This is a genomic window from Bacillus sp. XB1 (assembly GCF_053557995.1).
This window is the reverse complement of sequence record NZ_JBNRIL010000001.1, coordinates 1,754,640-1,769,512: the sequence shown is the minus strand read 5'-3', so window position 1 is coordinate 1,769,512 and position 14,873 is coordinate 1,754,640. Positions and strand designations below refer to the sequence as shown.

Sequence of the window (14,873 nt, the reverse complement as noted above, 5' to 3'; positions counted from 1 at the left end):
ACAAATAATGGTATTTTGTCATAAAGTGGAGGGTTTTATGAGAGTGGACATGTATCATACGAAAGTATTGAAGGCGCTCGAATCAGAAGATTACATTTCAGTACGAAGAAGAGTGCTACGTCAATTAGTAGAATCGTTAATTTATGAGGGGATTATTACACCGGTTCGCATAGAAAAAGAAGAACAACTTCTTTTTCTAATACAAGGACTTGATGAAGAAGGCAAAAGTGTCACGTACAAATGCTATGGCAGGGAACGGATGACATTTGGACGTATTTCGTTAGACTCATTAATAGTAAGAGTTCAAGATGAACAGCAAGAAATACAATCTGTCTCGCAATTTCTAGAAGAAGTTTTTCGGGTTACTAGTGTAGAACAAGCTAAATTAGATTCTTTTATACACGAATTAGAACAAACAATATTTAAAGACACGATTGCACAATATGAAAGAAATAATAAGAGAGAATATACTCAAAAATCTTACGATGAGTTTGAAAGCCATTTAATAGACGGCCATCCATATCATCCTAGTTATAAAGCACGTGTTGGATTTCAATATCGTGACAATTTTCAATATGGTTATGAATTTATGCAGCCAATAAAACTCATATGGATTGCAGCGCATAAGAATTATGCGACTGTAGGTTATGAGAATGAAGTGATGTATAACAACCTTTTAAAAGAGGAGATTGGCGATCGTAAATTAGAAGAATTTATGGAACGAATTCGTAATAAGGGATGTAATCCAAAACAGTACGTGTTTATACCTGTTCACCCATGGCAGTGGGTGAATTTCATCATTTCAAATTATGCGGATCATATACAGGGGAAATTTATTATTTATTTAGGAACATCAGAGGACGATTATTGCGCGCAACAGTCAATGAGAACATTAAGAAATATTACGAGTCCAAAGAAACCGTACGTTAAATTATCGATGAATTTACTCAACACTTCAACACTTCGTACGCTGAAACCATACTCTGTTGTGAGTGCACCAGCAATATCAAATTGGTTAAATGATGTTGTAAGTAATGACGCCTATTTAATGGATGAAGCACGTTTAATCTTGTTAAATGAGTTTTCCAGTGTAACGTATGACACGAATAAAAAAGCTATATATGGTTCATTAGGATGTATTTGGCGCGAAAGCATTCATAAGTATTTAGATGCACAAGAAGATGCAATTCCTTTTAATGGTTTATACGCTAAAGAGAAAGATGGTACACCAATTATTGATGCGTGGTTGAATAAATATGGAATGAAGGATTGGCTACAATTACTTATTCAAAAAGCGATAATACCAGTTATACATCTTGTTGTAGAGCATGGCATCGCACTGGAATCACATGGACAAAATATGATTCTAGTTCATAAAGAAGGGGTGCCTGTTCGTATTGCGTTAAAGGATTTTCATGAAGGGCTTGAGTTTTATCGTCCATATTTGAAAACGGTTGACAAATGTCCCGACTTTACTAAAATGCATAAAACATATGCGAATGGAAAAATGAATGATTTCTTTGAAATGGATCGCATTGAATGTTTGCAAGAGATGGTGTTAGATGCACTATTCCTGTTTAATTTAGGAGAATTAGCATTCGTACTTGCGGATGAATATGGATTGAAAGAAGAACATTTTTGGATGATGGTTGTTGAAGAAATTGAAAATCATTTAAGAATATATCCACATTTGAAAGGTAGATTTGAAAATATTCAATTATATGCACCTACATTCTATGCTGAACAATTAACGAAACGTCGATTATATATGGATGTGGAATCGCTTGTTCATGAAGTTCCAAATCCATTGTATAGAGTAAGACAACTTATGAAACAAAAATCAGCTGTTACAGGGGGAAATTATGCTAATCGTTAATAAACAAGAGTATAGCAAAAGTGATTTTGAATTGAGATTACAAGTTTATGAGGAAATGGAACAATTTAAAGAAGCAGAAGGAAATAGATTTGCACTTTGTCTGAAAGATCCATTCGATATTATTACGATTGTGTTTTTCTTAAAAGAAAAGAAATCATCAGTATTACTTATACATGAAGATACACCAAAAGAAACAGCTATTGGAATGGCAAAGCGTGCAAATTGTGTAGGAATTTTATATGGAGAATATGGCGATTGTACAAAATTAGAAGTAGGGAACTTTTTACTAGAAGAGCCTTCTTTACTGCAATATAGTTCTGGAACTACAGGGGAACCGAAACTAATTCGTAGAGCATGGACGGAAGTTGATACGGAAATTACCGCTTATAATGAAGCTTTAAACTGTGAAGTAGATGAAGTGCCAATCGTTATGGCTCCTGTTTCACATTCATACGGACTAATATGTGGTACTTTATCAGCAATTACGAGGGGGAGCCAGCCTGTAATCATTACGAATAAAAATCCTAAATTCGCATTAAATATAGTTCGCAATACAGAAAAACATATTATATATGCAGTACCACTTATGTTACACATTATGGGGAGTTTTCCATTAGGAACGTTCCAGTTTCATAAAATTATGACATCAGGATCGCCTTTGCCAGAAGCACTATTTTATAAACTAAAAGAAATGACAACATATATGATGCAGCAATATGGTTGTTCTGAAGCAGGTTGTATTAGTATATGTCATGATATGAAGAGCCATTTAGATTTAGGAAACCCTCTACCTCATGCGAGTATAAGCATAGGTTCAGATGAAAATGCACCGGAAGAAATCGTCGTGAAAATGAATGATAAGGAAATCTTCACGAAAGATTTAGGGTATAAATCTGAGCGTGGCATTCATTTTATGGGGCGTATGGACGATGTAATTAATGTTTCGGGATTAAAAGTCTTTCCTATAGAGGTAGAAGAAACGATGCTTCGATTGGAAGGTGTTCAAGAGGCAATTGTATATCGAGGGAAACATCCTGTCATGGGCGAAATAGTTAATGCGAAAGTGATCTCTCATGTTGATCCAGTACAAATAAGAGAATGGTGTATTCAGCACTTACCTTCTTATAAAGTTCCCCATGAAATTGACAGTGTAAATGAAATTCCTAAAAATAAAACTGGAAAAGTAAGTAGAAAGTTACTAGAGATGGGAGAGGTTACAACATGAGACGGGAAGCGTTAAAGAATGCCGTGTTAAAAATTATGATTGAAAAAATGGAACTGAAAAATGTAACGCATTTAGAAGAAACGATGCGCTTAAATCAAGATTTATATATAGATTCGGTAATGATGTTACAGCTTATTGTATACATAGAAATGGATGTAAAGCTATGCGTTCCAGAGGATGAGGTAGATCCAAAGGCATTTCTTACTGTAGGATCTTTGCTTGATTTTATGGAGGAGTTACAGGAAATAAATGTGAATAACTAACCTTTAGGAAAGTGGATGAGAGTATGACTTCAATTAAAGTGCACTGTTTAGTGAGTTGTTTTTGTGAAATTATAAAAAGGCGTAGCGACATTGATTTTCGTCCATTTTATTTTGGACTATGGGATGGAGATTTTGATATAACAGAAGGCGGAATTATTTCATATCACTCTGAAAACATTAACCATGATCATTATTTACTTTGGTTTGAAAAATTGTACGGTATTAAAGTAAACGAATGGTATGATCATGCAAAAGATAAAGATAGCAATGTAGAAACGTTTTTAGAATTAGTAGAAAACAAGCCGGAAAATCGTTATGTCATTGTAATGGTTGATATGTCTCTATTACCAGAGAGGGAAAATAAATTTCATCAAAAACCGTTTCCACATTATTTAATGATATCAAAAACAGAGAAAGAAGAAGAGTGGTTCATGCTAGATCCTGATTTTCGTTGGGAAGGAAATATGGAAAGAGAAAAAGTACTTCACTCTATTCAAGATAACCCATTTGGTGGAGGGTATTTCATTGATATAGAAGGAATTGGGGAGCCAACGCAAGAAACAGTAGCTAGTTATTTCACAGAAACATTCAAAAAGAACGACAATGAACTGACTATGGAGCTGAAAAATTTAATTGTAAAAATGGCAAATGAGGAAGAAGGATATGCGCTTTCTGGACTTGTAGCAGCAGTAAAACAAATACCAGTACTTGCAATTCGTAAATATAGTTATGAGCATGCCTTTGCATACTTCCGTGAAACGTTGCAATATTCGGAGCAAGAATTTGATTATTGGTGTGATCGGGTAGAGGATATTGTACAAGGATTTACAAATGTACAGTATCGTGCAATTAAAATGGCAATGACGAATAATAAAGGTATGCTAGTATCGATTATTGAAAAACTGGATGAAATGAATGCAATTGAACTGCAAATTAAGAAGGAATTAGAGAGACAGTTTCTATCATGGAAAGGTATGAAAACAAATCAGTCTGTCGCAACTTTTTAATAAGCTAACTGAATTTAAGATAGGGGAGTTTAATGCTATGAAATATTCGCTATGTACCATTTCATTTCGTCATCAATTAATTTCATTTACTGATATTGTTCAATTTGCATATGAAAACGGTTTTGAAGGAATTGAATTGTGGGGGACTCATGCACAAAATTTGTATATACAAGAACGCGAAACGACAGAACGAGAATTGACTTTTCTAAAGGATAAAAACTTAGAAATTACGATGATAAGTGATTACTTAGATATATCATTATCAGCAGATTTTGAAAAAACGATAGAGAAAAGTGAACAACTTGTAGTACTAGCTAATTGGTTTAATACGAATAAAATTCGCACGTTTGCTGGGCAAAAAGGGAGCAAGGACTTCTCGGAACAAGAGAGAAAAGAGTATGTGAAGCGAATACGTAAGATTTGTGATGTGTTTGCTCAGCACAATATGTATGTGCTGTTAGAAACACATCCCAATACACTAACAGACACATTGCCTTCTACTATAGAACTATTAGAAGAAGTAAATCATCCGAATTTAAAAATAAATCTTGATTTTCTTCATATATGGGAGTCTGGCGCAGATCCAATAGACAGTTTCCATCGATTAAAGCCGTGGACACTACATTACCATTTTAAGAATATATCTTCAGCGGATTATTTGCATGTGTTTGAACCTAATAATGTATATGCTGCAGCAGGAAGTCGTATTGGTATGGTTCCGTTATTTGAAGGTATTGTAAATTATGATGAGATTATTCAGGAAGTGAGAGGTACGGATCTTTTTGCTTCCTTAGAATGGTTTGGACATAATGCAAAAGAGATGTTAAAAGAAGAAATGAAAGTATTAATAAATAGAAAATTAGAAGTAGTAACTTCGTAATGTGAAATGATGTGAGAGTCTCGTTTTAGAGGCTCTTTTTTTATGGTAAAAAATAACCAAAAATTTCCATGTATTTTAATTTGAATTTAACACAATTTATATATAAATAAGGAGGTGATTGGTAATGGCTAGAAATCGTAATTCTAATCAATTAGCATCACATGGAGCACAAGCAGCTTTAGATCAAATGAAATATGAAATTGCACAAGAGTTTGGTGTACAACTTGGCGCTGATACTTCTTCACGTGCAAACGGTTCTGTAGGCGGTGAAATTACAAAACGCCTTGTAGCGATGGCAGAACAACAACTTGGTGGCGGATATACTCGCTAATTGTAGAAGGTTATAGGAGAAAGGAAGGATTCTTCCTTTCTTTTTTTTTCAATTAATTGGTATGGATATATTGTGAACTGGATTCAAAGAATAGGAATAATACTATAATTTCCCCAATTTCTTTTGTTGTGAATGGGAAGTAGTAAAGATGTAATAGCCCTGGTGGAATGAAAAGTTACGTTCCAGCGGGGCTATTATATGGTAAGAAATATATGATGAAAGGTTTCGAAGCCAACATGTTAAAAAAAGAAAACTGTTGTTTAATTGCGCTTGCATCAGTTCCACTTGTTATGACATTAGGGAATTCAATGCTCATCCCAATTCTGCCGACTATTGAAAAGAAATTACATATTTCATCGTTTCAAGTATCCATGATTATTACAATTTACTCTATCGTAGCCATTCTACTTATACCGATTGCTGGTTATTTATCAGATAGATGGGGACGAAAGATGGTAATGGTTCCGAGTTTGCTGATTGCAGCTATAGGAGGAGCGATAACTGGTTGGGTATCTTGGAAAGTTGATAATCCCTACAATTGGATATTGATTGGTAGAGCGATTCAAGGTATTGGTGCTGCTGGTGCAATGCCAGTTGTTATACCGTGTGTTGGTGATTTATACAAAGACGAAAAACAAGTTAGTACAGGTTTAGGAATCATAGAAACATCCAATACATTTGGGAAAGTGCTGAGCCCTATTTTAGGGTCTGCTCTTGCTGCCGTTGTATGGTTCTTACCATTTTGGGCGATTCCAATTTTATGCGTAGTATCAATTGTTTTATTACTTGTTCTAGTAAAGGCAAAGAAACAAGAAGGAGAAGTACCACCACTTAAAGAGTTTATAAAATCTATTCTGTCTACGTTTCGAGAAAAAGGAAGATGGTTAATTGCCATTTTTGCATTAGGTGCAATTATTATGCTTATTTTATTCGGAATTCTCTTTTATTTGTCGACTATACTGGAATCAAAGTATGACATTCATGGTATATGGAAAGGGTGTGTGCTTGCTATCCCGTTACTTGTACTGTCACTTAGTTCATATATGGCCGGTAAAAAAATTGGAGATAATCAAAATGTTATGAAGAAGTGTATCTATATTGGTTTTTTAATGGCAGCTGCATCAGTCATCATTCCTTTATTTATAAAAGGGATTTATTTACTACTTCTTTGTCTCGTTATTATGGGGATAGGGATTGGTATGGCACTCCCATGTTTAGATGCCCTCATTACACAAGGAATTGAAAAGGAGCAAAGGGGAACAGTTACGTCATTTTACAGTTCAATGCGATTTATCGGTGTAGCAGCTGGACCACCTTTATATTCTTTTTTCATGAAAGGGGCGGACCATGAAGTGTTTTATTTGACTAGTATTTTCGCTGCCATTGGTGCTGTCATAGCAATCATTTGGATTAAACCAGCAAAGGATGCAAAGGCGGTAAAACAGAAACCGGAACCTACTTCATAATTTGTAAGAGAATTGCATGATGTTTTGAGTAACATGCAATTCTCTTTCGTTCATTAAGAATAAATAACTTGTTTTAACATATAAAGTGCGACACCCCATATGATGAGACCAGAAAATTTATTTAATAATAAAATTGTCTTTCCGGTTGAGTCTAGTCTTTTTAGAAATTTCCCCGCTAAAGCTAAGCTTATAAACCAAATCCAAGAAACGATAATAGTTGCAAGTGTGAAAGCCCATTTTTCACTTCCTATGTATTGAATAGAATTTGTTCCAATTACACCGATTGTGTCTAAAATAGCATGTGGATTTAATAACGAAACTGATGCTGCGAAAAGGATTTGCTTTTTTAAGGGCATACTTTTTTCTTGTGTTACATCGTTGGAAGGGCTACTTCTCCAAATAACAAAGCCCATGTATAGGAGAAAGAAAAATCCAATTATATATAATGAGTTAGTTAGCCAAGAAAAAGTAAGGAGTACAAGGGAGACACCTTGCACTGCAATCAATATGAGTAACGTATCACATATAGAGGCAGTTAATACTACAGGGGCTGCCCTCCAAATGTTTGGTTGGCTCGCACCTTGGTTAAAGACAAAAACATTTTGTACACCTAATGGAATGATAAGTCCAAATGCAAGAATGATACCATGAATAATTGCTTCACTCATCATATTACCTCCTATTTTAATTCATTATGATAGTGTATATTGTATAGAAGAAATGAAAATTTGTATCCATCCATATGGTTGGGGAGGTTACCAACCAAAAAGAATATAAGGTGATATGATGGAAAGATTCGTTTGGAAACCGGATATGTCTCTAGCGACGCCGCTGTATAAACAAATAGAAACGTATATAAAAGAAAGGATCGTTAATGGAGAATGGACCGTTGGAACGAAATTACCTTCACAAAGAGATTTGGCCCATACATTTGGTGTGAATCGAAGCACAATTGTAATGGCTTTCGATGAACTAGTTGCGAAGGGATATATTGAAGGGAATGGCAGGAAAGGAACAATTGTTGTAAATAATAATGAGAATGTTTCAACTTACGCACCCCCGCCTAATTGGCAGTCTTATGTAGAAACAGGACTTCATTATCCGAATCTCCCAGCTATTCAAGAGATTAATCAAGCTGAATTTTACCCACATGTAATTCGGTTAGGAACAGGTGAGCTCGCGCCGAGTCTCTTACCTGAGAAAAAGATGAAAGAAATTATGAATAACCTTTTAAAGTCAAATGTGACGCTTGGGTATGAAGAGCCGAAAGGAAATCTTTATTTAAGGGAAAAGATTTCCGAATACTTAAAGGAGCATGGCGTATATGTATCTCCTGACTCTATATTAATTGTTTCAGGAGCAATTCAAGCGCTGCAACTTATTTCTATGGGGCTTCTTTCGAAAGGGGCATCAATCTTATTAGAGAAACCATCCTATTTATATTCGCTTAATGTTTTTCAATCAGCAGGAGTACGTTTAATTGGAATCCCAATGGATGAAAGCGGGTTACATACATCATATATTAAGAAATATAAGAAGCAATTTAATGCCTCTATTTTATATACAATCCCGTCTTTTCATAATCCAACGAACTTTAGTATGAATGCGAAGAAACGAATAGAAGTGATGGAAATATGTAATGAAATTGGATTACCTATTATAGAGGACGCAGTGTATCAAGACTTATGGTTTGATGCACCTAGTTCGAAACCTTTAAAAGCCTATGATAAAAATGGAATCGTACTACATATTGGAAGCATGTCCAAAGTAATTAGTCCAGGTTTAAGAATTGGATGGATTGTTGGACCCGAGCCAGTAATTCAAAGATTGTCAGACATAAAGATGCAAACAGATTATGGTTCAAGCACTATATCCCAGCAAATTGCAGCAGAGTGGTTTACAAATGGTCTATATGATGAGCATTTGCGATTTGTAAGAAGTGAATTGAAAAATCGAAGAGATTTTATGTTACTAATGTTAGATAAATATCTTCGTGAAATAGCAACTTGGCATGAACCAACAGGCGGGTTTTATATATGGGTACATATAAAAGTACCCATTTCATATCGCAGTTTATTTGATAAAGCTCTGCAAGAAAAGGTTTTATTAAACCCAGGTACTTTATATGATAGAAGTGCAAATCAATTTTTGCGCCTATCGTATTCATACGCAACGTTAGAAGAAATTGAAATAGGTATAAAAAAACTTGCACAACTAATGAAAAAGTAAGAGGAGAAAGTAATGAAACAATATGTAATTTGCCAAATGATCAATGGAGAAAAATATTTAGCTGCTTATGCGGAGACGAAGCAAGAGGCGATTGAAAAAGCAGAACTGTTAGGATTAAGAACGGGAAATCGTTACATAGTTATAACTGCAGAAGAAGCCGAAGGCTTAACGTATCCTTAAACAATGTATGAGATTATATAGGAAGTAAATAAGTCTAGTAATATAAGAATTTACTAGGCTTATTTACTATTAAGTTGTTAAACGTTCTCGTATTTATACGCAAAGTAATAATATTATGAGTCAAGTTGACGAAAAAATCGATTTGTCTTTCGGTCTTGATTTCCTTTTCTATACTCATCAATATATTGCCTAAAGTTCCAAGCTTGTAAAAATTTATTAGCAGAGTTATAACCAGAATTGTAAAGCCAGTCTTTTTCTTCCTTCGTCAGTTCAAAATTAGTACTTGTAATCGTTCCTGTTGGAATTGTAATCGTTCTTGCTTTTGATTCCTTATCTAAATGACGTAAATCATGAGCTTGCATCATTGTTTTAAATAGTCCTTTGAACATAGAAATAGGCTCGTTATAGTGAGCAGGGTCAGCTTGAATCTCATCTTTTACAAAATGAAATCCGAAAGTCGGCCAGCGAGGAGCGGTAGGTGAATCGAAGATCCAAATTGGATAATTACTTAGAATTCCTCCGTCAACCATATAACAAGGCTGCTTCCATTTTGGAGTTCTCCATTTTACGGGTTCAAAGAAGAAGGGGATTGTACTACTCATTCTTACCGCTTTAGCGATAGAGAAGCGATAATTTAAAAATCCATAGTTTGGTAAGTCGTCAGGAAAGACAACCATTTTACCATTACTAATATCAGAAGCGATGATTTTGAGTTTGTTTAGATCCGGTAAATCAGTAAATAAATGAACACCTTTTTTTCGAAGTAATTCTTCAATCCATTCTTCTATAAATACATTAGAGTATATACCTAGAGTAGTCCATGCACTTAGTCCTTTTCCGATAAAGGGGATTTTGTCAATAAAGGTTTTCTTCGTAAATTTGTTATAATCGATATCAGTTATAATGGTTTTTAGCTCTGAACAAGAATATCCTGCAGCTAAAAGTGCCGCGATAATTGCACCAGCTGATGTTCCAGCTACACGTTCCCATTCATAACCTTTTTCGGCTAACGCGCAAATTGCCCCAACATGCGCAATACCGCGCACACCGCCTCCTTCAAAAACACCATCAATCTTCATTAAACATACTTCCTTTCAAATGAAAGATTTGGAAATGGCAAAAAAGCACGTATTGTACGTGCTTTTTTACAATGGTTTTTAAGTTTACTAGCAGCCTACAAAGCCGCCCCAACAGCTAGCTCCGATGATGATTAGAAGGATGAATAAAACGATTAATAAAGCGAAACCTCCGTAACCACAACCACCACAGCTACCGCCGTAACCGTAACCGCCGCAACTATATCCGTAACCCATGTGGAATTCCTCCTTATATTAAAAATAAAAATGAACGAGGGGAAAATGTACTGGAAGAACTAAAGAACTATCGTGTTTGTAGGAACAATGTATAGTATGCTTTTTTAAACTTGTTCGCGTACGAAGGATAAGCCCGTTTTTTGGAGGCTTGTTGATTTTGTAAAGAATGAAGTATAATCTTTGTACTATGATATAAATAAGTATGTAAATGTAAGGAGAATTTATGAATAAAAAAATTGAAGTATTAATTGATAAATATGAACTAACACACTTGAAAGAGGAACTTATTAATACTGTATTTCCTTGTATAAAAGTTGTGCCAAAGCAGCAGGAAACTGTTGCGATAGGTAGTTCGAAAATGGGAGGAGTTCCTGATTTACCAGCTTTATTTGAATATCCAAAGCATAAAGGAAATCCACTACAATTTATCGCGCAATTTAACTTAAGTGATTTACAAAACGTTGGTATGGATCACAATCTTCCTAAGACGGGGATGCTGTATTTCTTTTGCATTGAAAATTATTTTGAAGAAAATGTGAAGCTAACAGAGGCTGGGCGTGTACTTTATTATGATGTTCCTGTAGAGCAATTACGAAGAGGAAATGAAGTACAAGCGAAATATAACCAGTGTGCAATTACTTTTGAACTGACATACAAATTACCAGAACTTTTCATTGAAGATGAGGCTGATTCAGATCGTTTCTTGCAATTACTTGAAGAGCTAATTCCGGATAACTACGATAACCATCAAATGTTTGGCGAGCCATTCTCTGTACAAGAAGAAGTGTTATATGAGACGGGAGAATATATGGGAGTAGACCCGCAGCAAATGACTCTTTTATTCCAAATTGATTCAGATCATAAAAATTGTAATATGGTTTGGGGAGAACTAGGGATGCTATATTTCTGTATTAGTAATGAAGATTTGAAAAATCAACGTTTTGAAAATACATGCTGCGTATTACAAACATGCTAATGAAAAAAGGTTGTTCTTTTAAAAAGAACAACCTTTTTATGTGAATTAGTTAATATGCATAATCTCATATGACCTATACGAAAAAGTATTGTATACTCTGAAACTATACGATACTTTTTCGTATAGTTATAGAATATAAGGAGTGACAAGATGGGAAAGACAAGTAAGTATGTGACAGCTGCCGCACTTTGTTCAACTATAGTAATGGGAGGCTTACAAGCGTCATCTGTATCTTATGCAGCTACAAATCCGACTACAGTGACAGCACAATCAGATGTAAAGTTATTAGATGATTTCAGAAAAGAATTAAAAAAACAGATTGATAATCGAGAAGAAAATATTACAATCACATATAAAACAAAAGATAGAAATGCTAGAAATATTATGGATCAATTGTATGGTGAGTTTAATAAAATTGTAGATGCTGATGAGTATGTAAAATATAATGTAGCGTCTACTAGATATTCCATTAAAGGAATGCCAGGGGACTATACGTTTACACTGCAAGTAAAATACCGTGAATCAAAAGAACAAACTCAATATGTAAAAGCTCAGGCGAAATCAATTGTTGGATCAATTGTAAAACTAGGGATGGATGAGCATGAGAAAGTAAAAGCTATTCACGATTACGTTGTTAAGCATGTGTCTTATGATACGTCTTATCAAGCGTATACAGCATATGAAGCATTAGCGAATCGTTCTGCCGTTTGCCAAGGATATACATTATTGACGTATGAGTTGTTAAAAGAGGCAGGTATTCAAAATCATATTGTAACAGGCACAGGAAACGGACAAGCTCACGCGTGGAATTTAGTGAACATTGAAAACAAATGGTATCACCTAGATACTACATTTGATGATCCAGTACCAGATAAAGCAGGGCGTGTAACTTACTCATATTTTAATATGTCTGACGAACAGTTAAGTAAAGATCATGAATGGGATCGTAGCAAATATCCAGCGGCAACTACAAGTTATTTTGGTGAATTAACAAATAAAATAAAAGCTGGTAGCTCAAAAACTGTCGTATATGAGCAGATGTTAAAAGAAACAAATTTACAATACTTATCTGCAGAATACGGAGCAGAAAATTATAATGAATTTAAGCAAAAGTTGCAGCAAAAGTTTGCAGCCAAACCAGAAAAAGTAGAAGTACGATATAAGCAGTCCATGGATGGGACGATGCAAGATATAAAGAAAGTATTAAATGAAATAAATTGGCCAAAAGGTGCAAAGCGTGTGTCTTATCAAGTAGCGCCTTATAGTGCATTGGCGGGTTATTCATTAGCGACAATTACATTTACGTATTAAGCAATGAGAAAGAGCATCTGTAAAAGATGCTCTTTTTATATTTATCGATCACTTTAAAATTTTGGGAATTATGTGATAAAATAAAAAGGAGAGGATGTGAATGCTGAATGAACTTGTTCGAAAGTAATATTTTTACATTGATATATACTTGTTTAGTAATCGGACTTATCGTTTTGTTTTTCATATCATTTACTTTGTTTATTAGAAGAGTATTACAAAGCAGTGCTGCAAAGAAACACCACGTGATTAATATGAACCAGAAGCTAGATCGAATCATTGAATTGCTTGAAAAAGATAAGAAATAGCGATAGAAGAGGTATGAAAAGGGGAAAGAGAATGGCCAATTATATAAAAGAATTACGTGAAAAAGTAGGACATGATTATGTTTTCTTAAACTTTGCCGGTGGTTGTGTATTTAATAAAGAAGGAGAAGTATTACTGCAAAAAAGAGGAGACTTTAACGCTTGGGGATTTCCAGGTGGTGCAATGGAGATAGGAGAATCAGCTGCGGAAACTGCAATCCGAGAAATAAAAGAAGAAACCGGGTATGATGTAGAAATAAATGAGCTTATTGGAGTGTATACAAAATATTTTCAATCATATCCAAATGGAGACAAGGCCCAGTCAATTGTGATGTTCTTTTCATTCTCAATAGTTGGAGGTGACAAAAAAGTAGATGGTGATGAAACGTTGGATTTGAAGTTTTTCCCGTTAGACGACATGCCACCGTTATTTTGTAAACAACATGAAGATTGCCTGCAAGATTTATTGGAGAAAAGAGTAGGGGTATATCGTTAACATATAAAAAAGAAGCTAAATGAAGATTAGCTTCTTTTTTATGTTTCATTTATTTCCACCAATCATCAAACATTGACGCTGGTACTTGTCTTTTATGCTCACTCACTGTGTAACGTTTTTCAATTTTCTCTGCAACGTCAGCTGGAACTGCTTTACCTTCTAAATAATCATCTAATTGATCATAAGTAATACCTAACTCTGTTTCATCAGCTTGACCTGGTTTTTCATCTAATAAATCAGCTGTTGGCATTTTTAAGTACAGTCGCTCGTCTGCGCCTAACTCTTGTAATAATGCACGTCCTTGGCGCTTCGTTAATCCCGTTAATGGTAATAAATCTGCACCACCATCTCCGAATTTTGTAAAGAACCCTGTTACAGCTTCTGCAGCGTGATCTGTTCCGATAACAAGTAGCCCTTTTTGTCCACCAATTGCATATTGAGTAACCATACGGATACGTGCTTTCACGTTACCTTTATTGAAATCTGTTAATGATTCACCCAATAAGTTTTCATATTGATTTGAAAAAGCATCAACAGTTGAAGCTATATCAAATGCAACAGATTGATCTGCTTGAATGAATTGTAATGCTAATTGTGCATCATCTTCATCTTTTTGTACTTTATAAGGAAGACGCACGGCGATAAACGTTGCATTACCACCTTCGTTACGAATTTCTTCAACTGCAAGTTGTGCTAAGCGTCCTGCTAATGTAGAGTCTTGTCCGCCGCTAATACCAAGTACAAATCCTTTTGCACCTGTTTTTTTTACATAATCTTTTAAGAAATCAACTCGTTTACGAATTTCAATTTTTGGATCAATTACAGGCTGAACATGTAATGCTTTCATAATCTGTTCTTGTAATGTCATTATGTTTCCTCCTATTCATATTAAAGCGGTAATTAAGTTTATATGTATAATGGTACATACTTCTATCCTTTATTATTTCGCAAAATTAACGAATATACAATAGGATGTGTGTATGAATATGAATGTAGTCATTATAAATAAAGTACTACG

The 14,873-nt window shown here is 34.7% G+C and carries 17 protein-coding genes; 13 read left to right on the top strand and 4 right to left on the bottom strand.

Going from position 1 to position 14,873, the window contains the following annotated elements:
- Nucleotides 1-37 precede the first annotated feature (37 nt).
- The 7 genes from ACK1U5_RS08990 (at nt 38) to ACK1U5_RS08960 (ending at nt 7,048) form a co-directional block, all read left to right on the top strand.
- Nucleotides 38-1,876, top strand: coding sequence for an IucA/IucC family protein (locus ACK1U5_RS08990; RefSeq protein ID WP_001261835.1), 1,839 nt, complete (start codon nt 38-40; stop codon nt 1,874-1,876).
- The gene (locus ACK1U5_RS08985) at nt 1,863-3,101 is read left to right on the top strand and encodes an AMP-binding protein (protein ID WP_069605453.1); all 1,239 of its coding nucleotides are present in this window, start codon (nt 1,863-1,865) and stop codon (nt 3,099-3,101) included. The genes ACK1U5_RS08990 and ACK1U5_RS08985 overlap by 14 nt, the downstream gene beginning before the upstream one ends.
- Complete coding sequence (asbD, locus tag ACK1U5_RS08980) at nt 3,098-3,364, top strand: petrobactin biosynthesis protein AsbD (RefSeq protein WP_001250561.1); 267 nt, start codon at nt 3,098-3,100, stop codon at nt 3,362-3,364. Before ACK1U5_RS08985 ends, asbD begins: the two co-directional genes overlap by 4 nt.
- Before the next feature lie 23 nt (nt 3,365-3,387).
- Nucleotides 3,388-4,371 (top strand): DUF6005 family protein, encoded by a 984-nt coding sequence (locus ACK1U5_RS08975; RefSeq protein WP_000200704.1) that lies wholly within the window; start codon nt 3,388-3,390, stop codon nt 4,369-4,371.
- Between the two features lie 37 nt (nt 4,372-4,408).
- Nucleotides 4,409-5,251 carry a sugar phosphate isomerase/epimerase family protein gene (locus ACK1U5_RS08970; RefSeq protein WP_000877671.1) on the top strand — a complete coding sequence of 281 codons (843 nt, stop codon included), beginning with the start codon at nt 4,409-4,411 and terminating at the stop codon, nt 5,249-5,251.
- Nucleotides 5,252-5,375: 124 nt separating this feature from the next.
- Nucleotides 5,376-5,582, top strand: a complete 207-nt coding sequence (locus tag ACK1U5_RS08965) for an alpha/beta-type small acid-soluble spore protein (RefSeq protein ID WP_000113545.1) — start codon at nt 5,376-5,378, stop codon at nt 5,580-5,582.
- A 236-nt stretch (nt 5,583-5,818) separates the two neighbouring features.
- Nucleotides 5,819-7,048, top strand: coding sequence for an MFS transporter (locus tag ACK1U5_RS08960; RefSeq protein ID WP_033667350.1), 1,230 nt, complete (start codon nt 5,819-5,821; stop codon nt 7,046-7,048).
- 53 nt (nt 7,049-7,101) lie between these two features.
- Here ACK1U5_RS08960 and ACK1U5_RS08955 read toward each other — a convergent pair whose 3' ends face one another.
- Entirely contained in the window at nt 7,102-7,716 is a 615-nt protein-coding gene (locus tag ACK1U5_RS08955) for a LysE/ArgO family amino acid transporter (RefSeq protein WP_001287305.1), read from the bottom strand.
- A gap of 118 nt (nt 7,717-7,834) precedes the next feature.
- On the opposite strand from ACK1U5_RS08955, the gene ACK1U5_RS08950 reads away from it, so the two are divergent.
- Both ACK1U5_RS08950 and ACK1U5_RS08945 read left to right on the top strand, forming a co-directional pair.
- Entirely contained in the window at nt 7,835-9,277 is a 1,443-nt protein-coding gene (locus tag ACK1U5_RS08950; protein ID WP_069605454.1) for an aminotransferase-like domain-containing protein, read from the top strand.
- A gap of 12 nt (nt 9,278-9,289) precedes the next feature.
- Nucleotides 9,290-9,457, top strand: a complete 168-nt coding sequence (locus ACK1U5_RS08945; protein WP_000816389.1) for a DUF3933 family protein — start codon at nt 9,290-9,292, stop codon at nt 9,455-9,457.
- Nucleotides 9,458-9,570: 113 nt separating this feature from the next.
- Here the strand turns inward: ACK1U5_RS08945 and ACK1U5_RS08940 are convergent, their stop codons facing one another.
- Nucleotides 9,571-10,536 carry a patatin-like phospholipase family protein gene (locus ACK1U5_RS08940; RefSeq protein ID WP_000686789.1) on the bottom strand — a complete coding sequence of 322 codons (966 nt, stop codon included), beginning with the start codon at nt 10,534-10,536 and terminating at the stop codon, nt 9,571-9,573.
- Between the two features lie 87 nt (nt 10,537-10,623).
- Nucleotides 10,624-10,770, bottom strand: a complete 147-nt coding sequence (locus ACK1U5_RS08935) for a YjcZ family sporulation protein (protein ID WP_000540425.1) — start codon at nt 10,768-10,770, stop codon at nt 10,624-10,626.
- A gap of 223 nt (nt 10,771-10,993) precedes the next feature.
- On the opposite strand from ACK1U5_RS08935, the gene ACK1U5_RS08930 reads away from it, so the two are divergent.
- From ACK1U5_RS08930 to ACK1U5_RS08915, 4 genes are all read left to right on the top strand, one after another.
- Complete coding sequence (locus tag ACK1U5_RS08930) at nt 10,994-11,746, top strand: YwqG family protein (RefSeq protein ID WP_001034836.1); 753 nt, start codon at nt 10,994-10,996, stop codon at nt 11,744-11,746.
- A gap of 150 nt (nt 11,747-11,896) precedes the next feature.
- Entirely contained in the window at nt 11,897-13,057 is a 1,161-nt protein-coding gene (locus ACK1U5_RS08925) for a transglutaminase domain-containing protein (RefSeq protein ID WP_069605222.1), read from the top strand.
- A 107-nt stretch (nt 13,058-13,164) separates the two neighbouring features.
- Nucleotides 13,165-13,362, top strand: a complete 198-nt coding sequence (locus tag ACK1U5_RS08920; protein ID WP_001048102.1) for a DUF4083 domain-containing protein — start codon at nt 13,165-13,167, stop codon at nt 13,360-13,362.
- Nucleotides 13,363-13,393: 31 nt separating this feature from the next.
- Entirely contained in the window at nt 13,394-13,855 is a 462-nt protein-coding gene (locus tag ACK1U5_RS08915) for an NUDIX hydrolase (RefSeq protein WP_000024999.1), read from the top strand.
- Nucleotides 13,856-13,904: 49 nt separating this feature from the next.
- On the opposite strand, the gene nadE is transcribed toward ACK1U5_RS08915, so the two are convergent.
- Nucleotides 13,905-14,723, bottom strand: a complete 819-nt coding sequence (gene nadE / locus ACK1U5_RS08910; protein WP_000174891.1) for an ammonia-dependent NAD(+) synthetase — start codon at nt 14,721-14,723, stop codon at nt 13,905-13,907.
- Between the last annotated feature and the right edge of the window lie 150 nt (nt 14,724-14,873).

Excerpts from the sequence above, each read along its gene's own strand:
- ACK1U5_RS08990 (WP_001261835.1), top strand. The coding sequence starts at position 38 with ATGAGAGTGGACATGTATCATACGAAAGTATTGAAGGCGCTCGAATCA.
- ACK1U5_RS08985 (WP_069605453.1), top strand. The coding sequence starts at position 1,863 with ATGCTAATCGTTAATAAACAAGAGTATAGCAAAAGTGATTTTGAATTG.
- asbD (WP_001250561.1), top strand. The coding sequence starts at position 3,098 with ATGAGACGGGAAGCGTTAAAGAATGCCGTGTTAAAAATTATGATTGAA.
- ACK1U5_RS08975 (WP_000200704.1), top strand. The coding sequence starts at position 3,388 with ATGACTTCAATTAAAGTGCACTGTTTAGTGAGTTGTTTTTGTGAAATT.
- ACK1U5_RS08970 (WP_000877671.1), top strand. The coding sequence starts at position 4,409 with ATGAAATATTCGCTATGTACCATTTCATTTCGTCATCAATTAATTTCA.
- ACK1U5_RS08965 (WP_000113545.1), top strand. The coding sequence starts at position 5,376 with ATGGCTAGAAATCGTAATTCTAATCAATTAGCATCACATGGAGCACAA.
- ACK1U5_RS08960 (WP_033667350.1), top strand. The coding sequence starts at position 5,819 with ATGTTAAAAAAAGAAAACTGTTGTTTAATTGCGCTTGCATCAGTTCCA.
- ACK1U5_RS08955 (WP_001287305.1), bottom strand. The coding sequence starts at position 7,716 with ATGAGTGAAGCAATTATTCATGGTATCATTCTTGCATTTGGACTTATC.
- ACK1U5_RS08950 (WP_069605454.1), top strand. The coding sequence starts at position 7,835 with ATGGAAAGATTCGTTTGGAAACCGGATATGTCTCTAGCGACGCCGCTG.
- ACK1U5_RS08945 (WP_000816389.1), top strand. The coding sequence starts at position 9,290 with ATGAAACAATATGTAATTTGCCAAATGATCAATGGAGAAAAATATTTA.
- ACK1U5_RS08940 (WP_000686789.1), bottom strand. The coding sequence starts at position 10,536 with ATGAAGATTGATGGTGTTTTTGAAGGAGGCGGTGTGCGCGGTATTGCG.
- ACK1U5_RS08935 (WP_000540425.1), bottom strand. The coding sequence starts at position 10,770 with ATGGGTTACGGATATAGTTGCGGCGGTTACGGTTACGGCGGTAGCTGT.
- ACK1U5_RS08930 (WP_001034836.1), top strand. The coding sequence starts at position 10,994 with ATGAATAAAAAAATTGAAGTATTAATTGATAAATATGAACTAACACAC.
- ACK1U5_RS08925 (WP_069605222.1), top strand. The coding sequence starts at position 11,897 with ATGGGAAAGACAAGTAAGTATGTGACAGCTGCCGCACTTTGTTCAACT.
- ACK1U5_RS08920 (WP_001048102.1), top strand. The coding sequence starts at position 13,165 with ATGAACTTGTTCGAAAGTAATATTTTTACATTGATATATACTTGTTTA.
- ACK1U5_RS08915 (WP_000024999.1), top strand. The coding sequence starts at position 13,394 with ATGGCCAATTATATAAAAGAATTACGTGAAAAAGTAGGACATGATTAT.
- nadE (WP_000174891.1), bottom strand. The coding sequence starts at position 14,723 with ATGACATTACAAGAACAGATTATGAAAGCATTACATGTTCAGCCTGTA.